This window comes from Rathayibacter sp. AY1E6 (genome assembly GCF_002931115.1).
In the GTDB taxonomy this organism is placed as follows: Bacteria; Actinomycetota; Actinomycetes; order Actinomycetales; family Microbacteriaceae; genus Rathayibacter.
The window spans coordinates 39,874-56,102 of the sequence record NZ_PSVK01000011.1 but is presented as its reverse complement, the minus strand read 5'-3'; the positions used below and the strand labels follow the sequence as shown (position 1 = coordinate 56,102).

The window sequence follows — 16,229 nt, the reverse complement described above, 5'->3', positions numbered from 1 at the left end:
GCGAGACGCGTGGCGGTGTCCCCGCTGAGCGCCCCGATCGCGTTGACTGGGCGGATGGATCACCGGCGCATCTCGGTCGTCGTCCCCGTGAAGGACGACGCCCGCCACCTCGAGCACCTGCTCGAGCTCCTCCGCGAGCAGACGCTCGCTCCGTTCGAGATCGTCGTCGTCGACGACGGGAGCACCGACGACAGCGCCGCCGTCGCGCGAGCGGCGGGCGCGCGGGTGGTGCGGCACGACGGAGCCGGGATCCCGGCGAGCACGGCGCACGGCTTCGACGAGGCGCACGGCGACGTCCTCGCACGGCTCGACGCCGACTCCCGCCCGGGACCCGACTGGCTGGCGCGCCTGGCCGGCCACTTCGCCGATCCCGAGGTCGGAGCGGTGACCGGTCCCGGACGCTTCGACGAGCTCGGCCCGATCGCCCGGGTGATCGCGCGGGTCGCCTACATGGACGCCTACTTCGTGCTGATGGGGTCGGCGCTGGCCAACTGGCCGCTCTTCGGCTCCAACTGCGCCGTCCGCCGGTCGGCGTGGGAGGAGATCGCGGAGGAGATGCACCGGCACGACGCCTACGTGCACGACGACGTCGAGATCAGCGTGCACCTGGGACTCCGGCACCGGATCGTGCTCGACCGCCACCTCGAGGTCGGCATCTCGGCCCGCCCCTTCGGCGCCTTCGCCGACATGCTCCGCCGGTTCGACCGCGCTCTGCACACGCTGGCGCGGCACCCCGGCATGGGATCGTCCCTGCAGCGCTGGACGCACCGGGTGCGCCGCATCCACCGCGACCGCCTGCGAGCGACGGCCGCGGCGCGCCGCTCCGGCTGACGACGAGAACCGACGGCGCCGCCTGACGGCTAGGGCTGGGCCGCGTCCGGCCGGGCCGCGTCGGGCTCGGCCTCCGCCGCCCGATCCTCTCCGGGCGCGGGGCGCCCCTCCTTCGGCATCGCCCAGACCGCGGCGAGCATGCCCACGGCGAGGACCGTGAGCGCGATGCAGACGAAGCGGGTGCCCTCGGCGAGGTCCGCCGGTGCGGGGACGCCGCCGCCCGCCTTCGCGTTCACGATCGCGCCGAACACGGCCACGGCGACGGCGCTGCCGATGTTCCGGGCGAAGAAGTTGGTCGAGGAGACCACTCCGCGCTCGTTCCAGTCGACGCTCGACTGCGCCCGGATCAGCGTCGGAGTCGCCACGAGCCCCATGCCGGCGCCGATCAGCACGCAGAAGCCGGCGATCTCCCACAGCGTCGAGGAGGCGCCGAGCAGGACGGTCAGCGCCGTGCCGATCACGACGAGCCCCGCTCCGAGGAAGCCCGTGTTGCGGAAGCCGATGCGCAGGTAGAGCCGGCCCGACAGGCTCGCCGCGACCGGCCAGCCGAGCGTCATCGCCGCGACGGCGAAGCCCGCGCCGAGGGCGGAGCTGCCGAGCACGCCCTGCGCGAAGGTCGGGAAGTACGAGGTGACGCCGAGCGTGATCGCGCCGACGGTCACCGAGACCAGGCTGGTCGAGATCAGCACGCGCCGCGTGAGGACCCAGAGGGGGAGCACCGGGGCGGCAGCTCGCCGCTCGATCGCGACGAAGCCGGCGAACGCGAGGGCCGAGACGACGAACACGCCGACTCCGGCGGGGGAGAGCCACGGCCAGGCGCTGCCGCCCTCGAGCAGCCCGAGGATGAGCAGCGCGGTGCCCACGGCGAGCACGGAGGCGCCCGCCACGTCGATCCGCTGCTTCTCGCCCCGCGTGGTCTCGCGGAAGCTGCGGATCAGGAGGAACGCCGCCAGGAGGCACAGGGGGATGTTGACGAGGAAGATGCCGCGCCAGGCGCCCAGGTCCGAGAGCACGCCGCCGAGGGTCGGCCCGACGACCGAGGAGATGCCCCAGACGCTCGCGAGGTAGCCCTGGGTCTTCGCACGCTCGGCGACCGTGTAGATGTCGCCGGCGATGGTGATGCCCATCGGCTGGATCGCTCCGGCCCCCAGGCCCTGCAGGGCTCGGAACGCGATCAGCGCGGGCATGCTCCAGGCGAGGCCGCACAGGAGCGAGCCGACCAGGAACAGGGCGATGCCGATCAGCATGATGGGCTTGCGCCCGATCACGTCGGCGAGCTTGCCGTAGAGGGGGACCGAGACGGCCTGGGCCAGCAGGTAGATCGAGAACAGCCAGGGGAACTGCTCGAAGCCCCCCAGGTCGGCGACGATGGACGGCACGGCCGTCGAGAGGATCGTGGCGTCGAGGGCGACCAGAGCGGTCGAGATCATCAGGGACAGCAGGATCGGGCCGCGCTCCGAGCGCAGTCCGACACTCGCGCGGGTGGGGGCGTCGGTCACTCTGCCCAGGCTATTCCACAGCCGGGGGATGGAAGCGGGGAGGAGAGGATCCGCTCCGGGGCTCGGTAGACTGGTGGCATGGAACTCGTTCTCTGGCTCGTCGTGTCCGCCATCGCCGGTGTCGGCCTCGTCTCCGGAGTCGCGGCTCTCATCGCCATGACGCGGGCGCCCTGGTCGGCCGACAAGTAGCCGCCCGGCCGGCCTCGCGCCGGCACTACTCGTAGATCCGCACCACGCTCCACTGCGGCTCCGTCGACGCGACCACGTCGAGCACGAACGCGCCGCCGGTCGCGAGGTCCGTCGCCTGGAAGCGCCAGCCGCCGATGCTCACCGGTGTGCGCCCGAACGTCGGCGGGAACCCCTCGAGGGGCGCCCACCACTCGCTCGTGCAGGTCCACACCGTCGGCCGGTCGGTCACCCGGTAGCTCCCGCCCCGCCACTCGAGCGCGATCGGCACTCCCTCGCCGTCGGTCGAGACCAGCGCCGTCTCGTCGATCACCGCCATCGTCGTGCTCCCGTTCACTCGCCGGACCCGGTTGGCCGTTCGAACATGTGTTCGATAGTCTGCGAGTGTACGCCGCGGCGCTCGTGCTCGCCACGGCCGCGGATCGACCGGTGGGAGGCGCGATGATCGAGTGGAGTCCGCTCCAGATGCTGCGCAGCAGCGGGCAGGACGAGTGGGTGATGGTCGACGCCCTGCGCACCGGCCGGATCGGCCTGGTGCGCCGCATCGAGACCGGCCCGTACCGCGAGACCTGGTTCCGCGCGGTGACCTGGGCGGCGGAGCCGGAGAGGCGGACGCTCGTGGGCTACTCCCGCTCGATGGACACCATCGCGGCCGCCCTGTGGGCCCATCAGCCGCCGACAGCGCAGGAGAAGCCCTTCCCCGGCTACCCGCCCTCGCGGCCGTCGCCGTGACTCCTTCAGCGAGAGGGGGCCCGGCCGTCCCCGCGACGGCGGCCTCCGTGTCCGCCACGGGGGAGAATGGCCCGATGCTCCTCGCACTCGTCGGCGGCCCCACGGGGGCGTGGCGGGCGGTCGACCCCGTCGGCGTCGCCGAGGCCGGGAGCGGCCGGGGCCCGGCCGAGCTGGCGGCGTTCGTCCGGGAGCGGGAGCCGGAGCGCCCGCGCTGGGTCTGGGACGACACCGCGCGCTGGTACCCCGCACTGCTGTCGGCCGGCGTGGTCGTCGCCCGGTGCCACGACCTCCGGCTGGCCCGCGCGATCCTCCGCCGCTCGGTCTCCGCCGCCGCATCGGCTCTCGCGCGCTCGCCCCTCGACCCGTGGGACGCGGGAGCCGCGGCTCCCGCCGCGCAGGACACGCTGATCGGATTCGAGGAGGCGGCGGGCGGCTCCGACGAGCTCGACCCCGTCCTCGAGCTGGCCCGGCAGGAGGAGGCGCTCTCCGGCGCCGCCGAGGCCGGCCGGCTCCGCCTGCTGCTCGCCGCCGAGTCCGTCGGCGCCCTGATCGCTCGCGAGATCGCCCACGCGGGGCTGCCGTGGCGCGCCGATGTGCACGACCGGGTGCTCACCGGGATGCTCGGCCCCCGCCCGCTCTTCGGCGGCCGCCCGGCCCTGCTGGAGGCGCTGGCCGTCCGTCTGCGCGACGAGCTCGGCGCGCCCGAGCTCAACCCCGACTCGCCGGCCGAGCTCCTCAAGGCGCTGCGGCGCGCGGGGCTGCCGGTCGAGTCGACGCGCTCCTGGGAGCTGCAGTCCCTCGAGCATCCCGCGGTGCCGCCCCTCCTGGAGTACAAGAAGCTCTCCCGGCTGCTCACCGCCAACGGCTGGGCATGGCTCGACGCGTGGGTGCGCGACGGACGGTTCCGGCCGGAGTACGTGGTGGGCGGCGTCGTCACCGGCCGCTGGGCGACCTCGGGCGGAGGGGCGCTGCAGCTGCCGCGGCAGATCCGCGCCGCGGTCACCGCGGATCCGGGCTGGAGCCTCGTGGTCGCGGATGCCGCGCAGCTCGAGCCGCGCATCCTCGCCGCGCTCTCGGGCGACTCGGCCATGGCCGCCGCCGGGCGGGGCCGCGACCTCTACCAGGGCATCGTCGACGCCGGCGTGGTCCCCGACCGGCCGAGGGCGAAGGTCGCGATGCTGGGGGCGATGTACGGGGCGACGAGCGGGGAGGCCGGACGGCTGCTCCCGAGGCTCGCCCGTGCCTACCCGCGCTCGGTCGCGCACGTCGAGGCGGCGGCTCGGGCGGGGGAGCGCGGCGAGAGCGTCTCGACGTGGCTCGGGCGCAGCTCGCCTCCCGGCCCCGAGGGGCTCTCGGCCGATGCGGCGCGAGCGCGCGAGTGGGGACGCTTCACCCGCAACTTCGTGGTGCAGGGGACCGCGGCCGAGTGGGCGCTCTGCTGGATGGGCGAGCTGCGGGCGCGACTGCGCGCCGAGGGCGGCGCGGTCGGCCGGGCGCACCTCGTCTACTTCCTGCACGACGAGGTGATCGTGCACGCTCCCGCCGACGTCGGCGAGCGGGTCGCCGCGATCGTCCGCGAGGCGGCGGTGCGCGCCGGACGCTCGCTCTTCGGAGTGGGCGAGGTCGACTTCCCGGTCACCGTCGCCGTCGTCGACTCCTACGACCAGGCGAAGTGAGACGCGGGATCAGTACCAGTGCGGCGAGCGGTTGTTCCAGCTCGACCACGCGTTGCAGGGCGAGCCGTAGGCGCTCTTGATGTACGAGAGGCCCCAGTCGACCTGCGTCGCCGCGTTCGTCTGGTAGTCGGCTCCCGAGTTGGCCATCTTGCTCGCCGGGAGGGCCTGCGGGATGCCGTAGGCGCCGGAGGAGCGGTTCAGCGCGTTCCAGCGCCATCCCGACTCGCCGTTCCACAGCGGGATGAGGCACCGGTCGACCTGGTCGGCGCCCCAGCCGAAGCGGCCGACGGCGGTCCGGGCGTAGGCCTGGGCCTGCGCGGGGGAGAGGCCGTCCGTGCGTCCGGCGTAGGTGCCGAGGGCGGCGATGGTCTTGGCGGAGCTGTTGCGCGCGCCGGTCGGGTCGTCGTCGCCGAGCTCGACCGGGCCGCCTCCGCCGCCTCCACTGTTGGAGGGCGCTGCCGGAGCCGCGGCCGCGGCGGGAGCCGACGCGGCGCGCTGGCGGGCGGCCTCGGCCTCGGCGGCGAGGCGGGAGAGGCGCTGCTGCTCCTCGAACGCCGACTTCGCGTCCTGGCCGTCGGCGTACTCCCGCTCGATCTCGGCGGTGGTGTTCTTGAGCGAGGCGAGCTGGGTGTAGAGCTCCTGGCTGTACTTCTCCTGGTCGGCGACCTTGGCGTCGGCCTCGGCCTGAGCGGAGCGGGCGACCGAGAGCGCGTCGGCCGCGGCGGTGGCGAGGGAGACGCGCTCGCCCCGGGCCTGCTCGGCCTGAGCGGCGAGGGAGACGGCCTGGTTCTCGGTCGACTGCGCCGCGGTCTGGAGCCGGCTGGTCTGCTGGGTGAGCTGCGTCATGGTGCCGAGGCGGTAGAGCAGCTCGCTCGACTCGTCGCCGCCGATGAGGAGGTTGAGCGTCGCATCGGTCCCGCCGTTGCGGTAGAGCTGCGCGGCGAGACGGCCGGCCTGCTCCTTCGCTGCGTCGGCGTCCGAGCGGGCGGCGGAGGCGCGCTCCTCCAGGGCGCTCACGCGCTGGGTCGCCTCGTCGAGAGCGCTCTGCGCGGCGTCCGCCTCGGCGGCCCGGCTGATGGCGGCGTCGGTGAGGGCGGCGGCCTGGTCGCGCAGGTCGGCGAGGAAGGCGGTGATGCGGTCGACCTCGGCGGCGGTGGCGCTCTCGCTCGACTTCGCGGCCTCGACATCGGACCACGAGGGATAGTCGGACGGGTCGTAGGCGGCGGACGCGGAGAGCGGGGCGGCGAGGGCGGCGCACAGGACGAGGACCGTGCCCGCTCCGGCGGCGACGAGGCGCCGGCGCGCCCGGGAGGGGACGCGGAGACCGAGGGGGGTGCGGGACATGCGAACCACCCTAGGCGACGGCACCCGCGCCTGTCTCGTCCTAGCTCGAGGCTCGACGGCCCCGGCGGGGACGCTCGAGAGCGTATCCGCGGACGCCCCGTCCCGGCCCGTCGCCCGTGAGCTCGTCGCGGGCCGCCTCGAGGAGGCGCCGCAGGGCCTCCTCCCGCACGCGGGCGGCGATCGCGGCGAGGCGGCGCTGCGGGTGCGCGTCCTCCTCCTCCGCCTGCTCGTCGGCGGTGGCGGGCAGCGAGCTCTCGTACGCGTCGAGGACGGCGGCGAGGTCGGCGCCGGACAGGCTCGAGGCCAGCAGCACCCGGTCGAGGACGTCGTCCCAGTCCTCCTCCGGGGACGCTCCGCCACCCGTCAGCCAGGCGGCCGCCTCCGCGCGGCCCTCGCCGGTGAGCGCGTGCAGGGGGAGGCCGTCGTCGGTGGACCCGGCCGAGACGACGAGGCCCCGCTCGCGCAGGCGCTCGAGCGTCGAGTAGATCTGGCCGACGTTGACCCGGGGCCGGTGCGCGGCACGGTCGAGGAGCTCGGCGTGCAGCTGGAGGCCGTAGGCGGGGCCGAGCGTGAGCAGGGCGAGCAGGCCGTCGCGGACGGACACGGTGCTCCTCCCGGCGGGCGTCTGGCGGTGTGCGGCGTCCGGCGGCGCGGACGACCTGAGTATAGGCAGGAGCCGCCCACGGCCGGTCGAGCAGGCGCGGCGAGCCGCCTTGACGGAGGTCCGCCGCTCCTGCATGATCGGGCGTGGTGGCACGTCCACCGTCATAATCGAAGAAGGCGCACCGCAGAGTGTTCCGTGGTCCGGGTCGTTGGGGAAGACGCACCGGGACGAACGGAGGACACCATGGTGGCGCAGCAGACTCGGGGTGTGCTCTTCGTGCACTCCGCCCCCCGCGCGCTCTGCCCCCACCTCGAGTGGGGGACAGGTCGCGCCCTTGGTCGTGCCGTGAACTTCGCCTGGATCGAGCAGCCCGTGCTCCGCAGCACACTGCGCGCCGAATTCGCCTGGGAGGGCCCGGTCGGAACCGGTGCCGTCATCGCCTCCGCTCTCCGCGGCTGGGCCGACGTCCGCTACGAGGTCACCGAGGAGCCCTCGCCCGGCGTCGACGGAGGCCGCTGGATGCACACGCCCGAGCTCGGCATCTTCTACGCCCAGACCGACAGCGCGGGCAACACCGTCGTGCCCGAGGACCGCATCCGCTCCGCCATGGAGCTCGCCGGCGCCGACCCCATCGAGCTGCACCGCGAGCTGCGCCTCGCCCTCGGCCAGGCCTGGGAGGACGAGCTCGAGCCCTTCCGCTACGGCGGCGACTTCGCCCCCGTCGTCTGGATGCACGGGGTCGGCTGAGTTCATTCGACGCCGCTCCTCGCGCGGCGTCGCGCAGTCGGCTCGGTCGGGTGGTCGGGTTCCGTGGAGCGGCTTGCGTCCGGCGACGCCGATCCGCTGGCACGCGGATCGGCGGATACGCCTCGCGGGGGCCGCTCGCTCCCGCCTCCCTGAACCAGGCGGCCAGCGGACCCCCGTTCCGGCAGAGGCCCGCCTCGAAGTCGCGCCGTCGCCTCGCGGTTGCCGCTCGCTGCGCACGTCGACCAGACGGTCGGCGGAGCACCGCGTTCCGGCGGAGGGCGTCGGAAGACTCGTGGAGCCGCCCGCACCTCTGTTGCGCACGACACCGACGGCCCGAGTAATGGCGAGTCGCACGCTCCCCACGAGCGCAGCCGCCCTGATCCGAGCATCCGACCCGGGTCGCGGCGAAGCCCGCGCTCCCCTCGAGCACAGCTGCTTGAACCGAAGCTTTCTACCCGAGCCGCGGCGAAGCCCGCGCTCCCACCCGGACAGCTTCCGCGATCGGAGTATCCGACGCGAGTCGCGGCGAAGCCCGCGCTCCCCACCAGCACGGCGTGCTCACCAGCCCGCACCAGACGGCGGCGCAGATCCCTCGCGGCACGAGGCGTATCCGGGGATCCGCGTTCCAGCGGATCACCGTCGCCGCACCGCACCGGCCCTCGGAAACCCCGCCCCCCTCCCCAGCGGACGCGCCTGCGCCGCGCAAGGAGCGGCGCAGCCCGCTTTCCGCACGGTGGAGCGGGGCTACGCCCCGCTACACCGTCCGGAAAGCGGCAACAGCATTGTGCCCCCCGAACCCGAACGAGTTCGAGATGGCGACCAGCGGTCCGTCGCCGAGGGCGCGGGGGCTGGTGACGACGTCGAGGGGGATCTGGGGGTCCTGCTCGAAGAGGTTGATGGTGGGGGGTGCGGTGCGCTCGTGGAGGGCGAGCACGGTGAAGATGGCCTCGAGCGCGCCGGTGCCGCCGAGGAGGTGGCCGGTGGACGCCTTGGTCGCGGAGACGGCGATGTTCGGGAGGTGGTCGCCGAAGACGCGCAGCAGGGCGCGGTACTCGGCGATGTCGCCGACCGGGGTGCTCGTCGCGTGGGCGTTGACGTGGGTGACGTCGGTGAGCGCGGCTCCGGCCTGCTCGAGGGCGCCGATCATGGCGCGGGCGGCGGCGGAGCCCTCGGGGTCCGGCGCCGTGATGTGGTACGAGTCGCTGGTGACGGCGCCGCCGGCGAGCTCCGCGTAGATGCGGGCTCCGCGGGCGAGGGCGTGCTCCTCGGTCTCGAGGATGAGCGTCGCGGCGCCTTCTCCGAGGACGAAGCCGTCGCGGGAGACGTCGTAGGGGCGCGAGGCGGTCGCCGGGTCGTCGTTGCGGCGCGAGAGGGCCTGCATCGACGCGAAGGCGGCGATCGGGAGCGGGTGGACGACCGACTCCGTGCCGCCGGCGACGACCACGTCGGCGAGGCCGAGCTGCATGTGCTCGTAGGCGTTCGCGAGGGCCTCGGTGCTGGAGGCGCAGGCCGACACGTCGGTGCGGGCGTAGGCGCGGGAGGGGATGGCCATGCTGATGGCGGCGGCGGCCGCGTTGGGCATGAGCATCGGGATGGTCATCGGGAGGACCCGGCGGGGTCCGCGCTCGCGGAGGGTGTCCCACGCGTCGACGAGGGTCCAGAGGCCGCCGATGCCGGTCGAGTAGTCGACGCCCACCCGGAGCGGGTCGACGTCGGTGATGCCGGAGTCGGCCCAGGCCTCGCGGGCCGAGATGAGCGCGAACTGGCTGGAGGGGTCGAGGCGCTTCGCCTCGGGGCGGGAGAGCACCTCCTCCGGGCGGACCTTGGCCTGGGCGGCGAAGGTGACCGGGATGTCGTACTGGGCGACCCAGTCCTGCTCGAGGGAGCGGACGCCTGATTCGCCGGCGAGGAGTGCGTTCCAGGACTCCCGGGCGGTCCCGCCGAGGGGAGTGCTGGCACCGATTCCGGTGACGACGATCTTCTTGGTCATGACGAGCTTCTCTGTTCCGTGTGGGTGGGTGCCGGGCTCACCCCGGCCGACGATCGCCGGCCGGGGTGTCCGCCACGAGGACGGGGTGCGCGGGCGACGACTACTCGGACGCCTTGACGATGAAGCGGACCGCGTCGCCGACCGTCTTGAGGTTCTTGACCTCGTCGTCGGGGATCTTCACGTCGAACTTCTCCTCGGCGTTGACGACGATGGTCATCATCGAGATGGAGTCGATGTCGAGGTCGTCGGTGAACGACTTGTCCATCTCGACGGAGTCGGTGGCGATGCCCGTCTCGTCGTTGACAAGCTCGGCCAGGCCGGCGAGGACTTCTTCGTTGGACAGTGCCATGGTTCTCTCCTTGGGGGTTCTTCGGGTGTTCGTCAGTGACCGTAGGTCAGTTTAGGGGTGGGGTCGCGCCGGTCACGGGAGCACCACGACCTGCGCGCCGAACACCAGTCCGGCGCCGAAGCCGATCTGCAGCGCGAGTCCGCCGTGCAGCTCCGGGTGCTCCTCGAGCAGGCGGTGGGTGGCGAGCGGGATCGACGCGGCGGAGGTGTTGCCGGTGGTCTCGATGTCGCGGCCGATAGCGACGGTCTCGGGGAGCTTCAGCTGCTTCGCGAGCTCGTCGATGATGCGCATGTTCGCCTGGTGGGGGATGAACGCGGCGAGGTCCTCGGGCTGGACGCCCGCCTCCGCGAGCGCCTGCTTGGCGACCTTGGCCATCTCCCAGACCGCCCAGCGGAAGACCGACGGGCCGTCCTGGCGGAGGGTGGGCCATTCGGCGGTGCCGTCGCGGTAGGCCGCGAGCGGGTTGTCCATGCCGACGGTGTCCCACTTGGAGCCGTCGGATCCCCACACGGTCTTCGAGATGCCGGCGGTGTCGCTGGGGCCGACGACCGCGGCGCCCGCGCCGTCGCCCAGGAGGAAGGAGATGCTGCGGTCGGTCGACTTGACCAGCTCGGACAGCTTCTCGGCTCCGACGACGAGCACGTACTCGGCCAGGCCGGAGCGGATGAAGGAGTCGGCCTGGGCGATGCCGTAGGTGTAGCCGGCGCAGGCGGCCGAGATGTCGTACGCCGGGGCGGGGTTCGCGCCGATGCGGTCCGCGAGGAGCGCGGCCAGCGACGGGGTCTGCACGGTGTTGCTGATCGTGGAGACGAGCACGACGCCGATCTGGTCCGGGCGGATGCCCGCCTTCTCGATCGCCTCGAGGGAGGCGGTGGTCGCGAGGTCGACCGCGTGGATGTCGGCGGAGGCGCGGCGGCGCTCGATGATGCCGGTGCGCTGGCGGATCCACTCGTCGGAGGAGTTGATCGGCTCGATCAGGTCGTCGTTCGGGACGACGAGGTCGCCGCGTGCCGCGCCGATGCCGAGGATTCGGGTGTACGCGCTGCCGCTGGACTGGGTGAGGGAAGGGGTCGTCATGGGGTCTCTCCTGCTAGGCGGCGTGCTCGTCGAGGAAGGCGCGGGCGGCGTCCACGTCGTCGGGGGTCGTGATGGCGATGCTCGGCACGCCCTTGAGGCCGCGCTTGGCGAGGCCGACCAGCGCGCCGGCGGGTGCCAGCTCGATGATCCCGGTGACGCCCGCGTCGGCGAAGGCCGCCATGCAGAGGTCCCAGCGGACGGGGGAGGCGACCTGGCCGACGAGCAGCTCGAGGAACGCGGCACCGGAGTCGACGACCGACCCGTCGCGGTTCGTCCAGAGCCGGAGCGTCGGGTCGGAGGGGGTCAGCCCGGCGGCGACGCCGGCGAGGGAGTCGCGGGCGGGCGCCATGTAGCGGGTGTGGAAGGCGCCGGCCACCTGCAGGGGGATCACGCGGGTCCCGCGGAGCGGCTCCGCCTTGAGTGCCTCGAGCGCGTCGACCGCGCCGGCGACGACGATCTGCCCGCCGCCGTTGTAGTTGGCCGGCTCGAGGCCGAGCTCGTCGAGACGGGCGATCAGGGCCTGCTCGTCGCCGCCGAGGACCGCGCTCATCGCGGTCGGCTCGGCGGCGGCCGCAGCGGCCATGGCACGGGCGCGCTCGCGGACGAACACCAGCGCGTCGGCCTCGGTGAGGACCCCGGCTCCGGCGGCCGCGGTGATCTCGCCGACGGAGTGGCCGGCGATGCCCGCGATGCGCTCGCGCCGTCCGCCCTCGAGGAGGGCGGCGAGGCTCACGAGTCCCGCGGAGACGATCAGGGGCTGGGCGACCGCGGTGTCGCGGATGGTGTCCGCGTCCGAGACGGTGCCGTGCGCGGCGAGGTCGATGCCGACCGCCTCCGAGTGCGCGGCGACCTGCTCGGCCACGGAGGGGATCTCGAGCCAGGGGGCGAGGAATCCGGGGGTCTGGGAGCCCTGACCCGGGGCGACGACGACGATCACGGTATCCAGTCTTCCGATCTGCGCTCGCACGTGCGGCGCGTGGAGCCACTGACAAAGCACAAAGAGCTTGTCGCGGGTCTACAAGTGTTCAGGGGCGGGAGGGGTTCGGCGAGCGGAGGGCCTCAGCGTCGGGACGGCTTCCGGCGGACGGCGCCGTCCGGGTCGCTCATGGAGCCGAGGATGAGGGCGGACTGGAGGATGAGCGCCTCGCGGGCGCCCGTCGCGTCCCAGCCGATCACCTCGGCGACCCGCTTGAGGCGGTAGCGCACCGTGTTCGGGTGCACGAACAGCTCGCGGGCGGTCGCCTCGAGCGAGCGGCCGTTGTCGAGGTAGGCCCACAGCGTGGTCAGCAGCTCGGTCGAGTGCTTCTGCAGGGGCCGGTAGATCTGCGTGATGAGGCTCTGGCGGGCGAGCGGGTCGCCGGCGAGGGCGCGCTCGGGAAGGAGGTCGTCGGCGTTGACCGGTCGCGGCGCGTTCCGCCAGGAGCGGGCGACCGCGAACCCGGCGAGGGCCGCGCGGGCGCTGCGGGACGCCTCGACCAGGGTCGGCACCTCGTGGCCGAGGACGAGGTGGCCCGTCCCGAAGCCGGGCTCGAGCGCCTCCGCGATCTCGAGGAACGCGACCGGCGGACCGGTCTCCTCCGTGGCGTTCTCGCTCGGCTCGGCGCGGCCGATGACCAGGACGAGCCGGCTGCCCTGCACGCCGATCAGCACGTCGGCGTCCATGTGCCGGGCCGTGCGGCGCAGCTGGTCGACGTCGAGCATCTTGGGGGCGGTGCCCACCAGGACGGCGACCTCGCCGTGGCCGTGCCAGCCGAGGGCGGCGATCCGGCTGGGCAGCTCGTCGTCGGCCTCGCCCGTGAGGATCGAGTCGACGACCAGCGCCTCCAGGCGCGCGTCCCAGAGTCCTCGGGCCTCGGCGGCGCGCGCGTAGACGTCGGCCGCGGCGAAGGCGATCTCGCGCGAGTAGAGGAGGATCGCCTCGCGGAGGTCCTCCCCGCCGTTCTTGATCCGGTCCTCGACGACCTCGACCGTCACCTTGATCAGCTGCAGCGTCTGCGTCAGCGAGACGGAGCGCAGCAGCTCGCGGGGAGCGGCTCCGAACACGTCCGCCGCGATCCACGGCGTGGCCGACGGGTCGTCGAACCACGAGATGAACGAGGTGATGCCGGCCTGGGCGACGAGGCCGACCGCCGAGCGCCGACCGGGGGGCATGCTGCCGTACCAGGGCAGCGTGTCCTCGAGTCGCTTGATCGTCTGCGTCGAGAGCTCACCGGCGAGGGTGCGCAGCCAGGCGAGGGTCTGCTCCTTCGTGCGGGGAGCGCCCGGCCGGGTGGCCGGACGCTCCGCCGCAGGAGCAGGACCCCGCGCACTCGACGGTGCGGGTTCCTGCGAGAGCACGGACTCGTCCGTCAGCTCTCGCCGCCCGCGTTGCCGGTGGTGCCGGCGTTGACGTCGAGGAGGCGATACTTCTCGATCGCCTGGACGGCGAGCGAGGGGTCGACCTCGCCGCGCTTGGCGAGCAGCTGCAGCGTCCGCACGACGACCGAGGGGCCGTCGATCTGGAAGTAGCGCCGCGCCGCCGCACGGGTGTCCGAGAAGCCGAAGTCGTCCGCGCCGAGCGTCGCGAAGTCGCCCGGGATGAACTGGCGCAGCTGGTCGGGGACCTGGTGCGAGAAGTCCGAGACGGCGACGAAGGGGCCCTTCGCGTCGGCCAGCTTCTGCGTCACGTACGGCACCTGCTCGGCGTCCTCGGGGTGGAGGAAGTTGTGCTGCTCGGCCTTGATGCCGTCGCGGCGCAGCTCGTTCCACGAGGTGACCGACCAGACGTCCGCCGAGACGCCCCAGTCCTCGGCGAGGAGCTTCTGCGCCTCGATCGCCCACGGCACCGCGACGCCCGAGGCGAGGAGCTGGGCCTTCGGCCCGTCCCACTGGCCCCAGGAGATGCGGTGGATGCCGCGGACGATGCCCTCGACGTCGACGTCCTCCGGCTCCTTCGGCTGCACGATCGGCTCGTTGTAGACCGTGATGTAGTACATGACGTTCGGGTCGGTGTGCTTCCCGCCGTACATGCGCTCGAGTCCGGACTGCACGATGTGCGCGATCTCGTACCCGTAGGCCGGGTCGTAGCTCACGACGGCGGGGTTGGTCGCCGCGAGGATCGGGGAGTGCCCGTCCGCGTGCTGGAGGCCCTCGCCGGTCAGCGTGGTGCGTCCCGCGGTGGCGCCGATCATGAAGCCGCGCGACATCATGTCGCCGGCCGCCCAGATCGCGTCGCCCGTGCGCTGGAACCCGAACATCGAGTAGAAGACGTAGACCGGGATGAGCGGCTCGCCCTGCGTCGAGTACGAGGTGCCGATCGCGGTGAACGCCGCGAGGGCGCCCGCCTCGTTGATGCCGACGTGGAGGATCTGGCCCTGCGGGCTCTCCTTGTAGGCCAGGAGGAGCTCGCGGTCGACCGACGTGTAGTGCTGGCCGCGCGGGTTGTAGATCTTCGCGTTCGGGAAGAACGCGTCCATGCCGAAGGTGCGCGCCTCGTCCGGGATGATCGGGACGACGCGGTTGCCGAAGTCCTTCGAGCGGAGGATGTCCTTCAGGATGCGGACGAACGCCATGGTGGTGGCGATCTCCTGCGTCCCGGAGCCCTTCTTGCCGACCGCGTAGGCCGAGTCCTCGGGAAGGTTCAGCTGCGTGTACTTCGAGCGGCGCTCGGGGAGGTAGCCGCCGAGCGCGCGGCGGCGCTCCTGCAGGTACTCGATCGCCTCGTCGTTCTGACCGGGGTGGTAGTACGGCGGCAGGTAGGGGTTCTCCTCGAGCTGCGCGTCCGTGATCGGGATGCGCATGGTGTCGCGGAACGACTTGAGGTTGTCCAGCGTCATCTTCTTCATCTGGTGGGTCGCGTTGCGGCCCTCGAAGCTGCGGCCGAGACCGTAGCCCTTGATGGTGTGGGCGAGGATGACGGTGGGCTGGCCCTTGTGCTCCGTCGCGGCCTTCATGGCCGCGTAGATCTTGCGGTAGTCGTGGCCGCCGCGGCGCAGGCCCCAGATCTGCTCGTCGGAGTAGCCCTCGACGAGCTTCTTGGCGCGCGGGTCGCGGCCGAAGAAGTTCTCGCGGACGTAGGCGCCGTCCTCCGTCTTGTAGGTCTGGAAGTCGCCGTCGGGCGTCTTGTTCATCAGGTCGAGCAGCGCGCCCTCGGTGTCGCGGGCGAGCAGGTCGTCCCACTCGCGGCCCCAGATGAGCTTGATGACGTTCCAGCCCGCGCCGCGGAAGTACGACTCGAGCTCCTGCACGATCTTGCCGTTGCCGCGGACGGGTCCGTCGAGGCGCTGGAGGTTGCAGTTGACGATGAAGTTCAGGTTGTCGAGGCCGTCGTTCGCGGCGACCTGGAGCTGACCGCGCGACTCGACCTCGTCCATCTCGCCGTCGCCGAGGAACGCCCAGACCTGCTGGTCGGAGGCGTCCTTGATGCCGCGGTTGGTGAGGTACTTGTTCGCCTGCGCCTGGTAGATCGCGTTGATCGGGCCGAGGCCCATCGACACGGTCGGGAACTGCCAGAACTCCGGCATGAGCCGCGGGTGCGGGTAGCTGGAGAGCCCGCCGCCCCGGTGCGACTTCTCCTGGCGGAATCCGTCGAGCTGGTGCTCGCTCAGGCGTCCCTCGAGGAAGGCGCGCGCGTACGGGCCGGGCGAGGCGTGGCCCTGGATGAAGATCTGGTCGCCGCCGCCCGGGTGGTCCTGGCCGCGGAAGAAGTGGTTGAAGCCGACCTCGTACAGCGAGGCGCTCGACGCGTACGTCGAGATGTGGCCGCCGACCCCGATGCCGGGACGCTGCGCGCGGTGCACGAGGATGGCCGCGTTCCAGCGGATCCACGCGCGGTAGCGGCGCTCGACGTCCTCGTCGCCCGGGAAGTCGGGCTCGTTCTCGGGCGCGATGGTGTTGATGTAGTCCGTGGTGGGCACCATCGGCACGCCGAGGTGGAGCTCCTTGGAGCGCTTGAGGAGGCTGAGCATGACGTCGCGCCCGCGACCCCGGCCCCGCTCCTCGACGAGCGCATCGAGCGACTCGTTCCACTCCGACGTTTCCTCGGGGTCCGAGTCCACGTGACCGACGGAATACGGGTCCTGATCGTTAACAGTCACCCTCGACCTCTCTCTGGGGGCAGATCGTGCCCGAGACATCACTCTCATGAAGCGGTGCGGATCCGCGGATCCGGGGCTCGGATGACGAGCCGCGCGCGGGCACCTCCGTCAGCCTAGCG

Annotated in this window: 14 protein-coding genes; 4 read left to right on the top strand and 10 right to left on the bottom strand. The window is 72.8% G+C overall.

Features of this window, described 5'->3' with window-relative positions:
- Positions 1-54: 54 nt before the first annotated feature.
- The gene (locus C5C46_RS10615) at positions 55-831 is read left to right on the top strand and encodes a glycosyltransferase family 2 protein (protein WP_104226678.1); all 777 of its coding nucleotides are present in this window, start codon (positions 55-57) and stop codon (positions 829-831) included.
- A 29-nt stretch (positions 832-860) separates the two neighbouring features.
- Here C5C46_RS10615 and C5C46_RS10610 read toward each other — a convergent pair whose 3' ends face one another.
- Both C5C46_RS10610 and C5C46_RS10605 read right to left on the bottom strand, forming a co-directional pair.
- On the bottom strand, positions 861-2,261 hold the full coding sequence (locus tag C5C46_RS10610; protein WP_104226703.1) for an MDR family MFS transporter: 1,401 nt from the start codon (positions 2,259-2,261) through the stop codon (positions 861-863).
- A 283-nt stretch (positions 2,262-2,544) separates the two neighbouring features.
- Positions 2,545-2,853: a hypothetical protein gene (locus C5C46_RS10605; protein ID WP_104226677.1), complete on the bottom strand. Its 309-nt coding sequence runs from the start codon at positions 2,851-2,853 to the stop codon at positions 2,545-2,547.
- A 104-nt stretch (positions 2,854-2,957) separates the two neighbouring features.
- Between C5C46_RS10605 and C5C46_RS10600 the strand changes: the two genes are divergently transcribed.
- The gene (locus C5C46_RS10600) at positions 2,958-3,248 is read left to right on the top strand and encodes a hypothetical protein (RefSeq protein ID WP_146076962.1); all 291 of its coding nucleotides are present in this window, start codon (positions 2,958-2,960) and stop codon (positions 3,246-3,248) included.
- A 74-nt stretch (positions 3,249-3,322) separates the two neighbouring features.
- The gene (locus tag C5C46_RS10595) at positions 3,323-4,924 is read left to right on the top strand and encodes a bifunctional 3'-5' exonuclease/DNA polymerase (protein ID WP_104226676.1); all 1,602 of its coding nucleotides are present in this window, start codon (positions 3,323-3,325) and stop codon (positions 4,922-4,924) included.
- A 9-nt stretch (positions 4,925-4,933) separates the two neighbouring features.
- On the opposite strand, the gene C5C46_RS16945 is transcribed toward C5C46_RS10595, so the two are convergent.
- Together C5C46_RS16945 and C5C46_RS10585 are read right to left on the bottom strand one after the other, a co-directional pair.
- On the bottom strand, positions 4,934-6,268 hold the full coding sequence (locus C5C46_RS16945; RefSeq protein WP_104269256.1) for a hypothetical protein: 1,335 nt from the start codon (positions 6,266-6,268) through the stop codon (positions 4,934-4,936).
- Positions 6,269-6,308: 40 nt separating this feature from the next.
- On the bottom strand, positions 6,309-6,872 hold the full coding sequence (locus C5C46_RS10585) for a PadR family transcriptional regulator (RefSeq protein ID WP_181129978.1): 564 nt from the start codon (positions 6,870-6,872) through the stop codon (positions 6,309-6,311).
- 243 nt (positions 6,873-7,115) lie between these two features.
- Here C5C46_RS10585 and C5C46_RS10580 point away from each other — a divergent pair, with 243 nt between their 5' ends.
- A complete protein-coding gene (locus C5C46_RS10580) occupies positions 7,116-7,619 on the top strand; it encodes a DUF3145 domain-containing protein (RefSeq protein ID WP_104226674.1) in 504 nt (167 codons plus the stop codon).
- Between the two features lie 754 nt (positions 7,620-8,373).
- On the opposite strand, the gene C5C46_RS10575 is transcribed toward C5C46_RS10580, so the two are convergent.
- From C5C46_RS10575 to aceE, 6 genes are all read right to left on the bottom strand, one after another.
- A complete protein-coding gene (locus C5C46_RS10575) occupies positions 8,374-9,609 on the bottom strand; it encodes a beta-ketoacyl synthase (protein ID WP_104226673.1) in 1,236 nt (411 codons plus the stop codon).
- A gap of 100 nt (positions 9,610-9,709) precedes the next feature.
- Positions 9,710-9,958 carry an acyl carrier protein gene (locus C5C46_RS10570; RefSeq protein ID WP_104223463.1) on the bottom strand — a complete coding sequence of 83 codons (249 nt, stop codon included), beginning with the start codon at positions 9,956-9,958 and terminating at the stop codon, positions 9,710-9,712.
- A 72-nt stretch (positions 9,959-10,030) separates the two neighbouring features.
- A complete protein-coding gene (locus tag C5C46_RS10565; RefSeq protein ID WP_104223464.1) occupies positions 10,031-11,035 on the bottom strand; it encodes a beta-ketoacyl-ACP synthase III in 1,005 nt (334 codons plus the stop codon).
- A gap of 13 nt (positions 11,036-11,048) precedes the next feature.
- On the bottom strand, positions 11,049-11,972 hold the full coding sequence (locus C5C46_RS10560) for an ACP S-malonyltransferase (RefSeq protein ID WP_104226672.1): 924 nt from the start codon (positions 11,970-11,972) through the stop codon (positions 11,049-11,051).
- A gap of 122 nt (positions 11,973-12,094) precedes the next feature.
- The gene (locus C5C46_RS10555; protein ID WP_181027189.1) at positions 12,095-13,261 is read right to left on the bottom strand and encodes a CdaR family transcriptional regulator; all 1,167 of its coding nucleotides are present in this window, start codon (positions 13,259-13,261) and stop codon (positions 12,095-12,097) included.
- Between the two features lie 122 nt (positions 13,262-13,383).
- The gene (gene aceE / locus C5C46_RS10550; RefSeq protein ID WP_104223467.1) at positions 13,384-16,110 is read right to left on the bottom strand and encodes a pyruvate dehydrogenase (acetyl-transferring), homodimeric type; all 2,727 of its coding nucleotides are present in this window, start codon (positions 16,108-16,110) and stop codon (positions 13,384-13,386) included.
- Between the last annotated feature and the right edge of the window lie 119 nt (positions 16,111-16,229).

Bases quoted from the DNA above. Each gene is read 5' to 3' on its own strand.
- C5C46_RS10615 (WP_104226678.1), top strand. From the start codon at position 55: ATGGATCACCGGCGCATCTCGGTCGTCGTCCCCGTGAAGGACGACGCC.
- C5C46_RS10610 (WP_104226703.1), bottom strand. From the start codon at position 2,261: ATGATCTCGACCGCTCTGGTCGCCCTCGACGCCACGATCCTCTCGACG.
- C5C46_RS10600 (WP_146076962.1), top strand. From the start codon at position 2,958: ATGATCGAGTGGAGTCCGCTCCAGATGCTGCGCAGCAGCGGGCAGGAC.
- C5C46_RS10595 (WP_104226676.1), top strand. From the start codon at position 3,323: ATGCTCCTCGCACTCGTCGGCGGCCCCACGGGGGCGTGGCGGGCGGTC.
- C5C46_RS16945 (WP_104269256.1), bottom strand. From the start codon at position 6,268: ATGTCCCGCACCCCCCTCGGTCTCCGCGTCCCCTCCCGGGCGCGCCGG.
- C5C46_RS10580 (WP_104226674.1), top strand. From the start codon at position 7,116: ATGGTGGCGCAGCAGACTCGGGGTGTGCTCTTCGTGCACTCCGCCCCC.
- C5C46_RS10575 (WP_104226673.1), bottom strand. From the start codon at position 9,609: ATGACCAAGAAGATCGTCGTCACCGGAATCGGTGCCAGCACTCCCCTC.
- C5C46_RS10570 (WP_104223463.1), bottom strand. From the start codon at position 9,958: ATGGCACTGTCCAACGAAGAAGTCCTCGCCGGCCTGGCCGAGCTTGTC.
- C5C46_RS10565 (WP_104223464.1), bottom strand. From the start codon at position 11,035: ATGACGACCCCTTCCCTCACCCAGTCCAGCGGCAGCGCGTACACCCGA.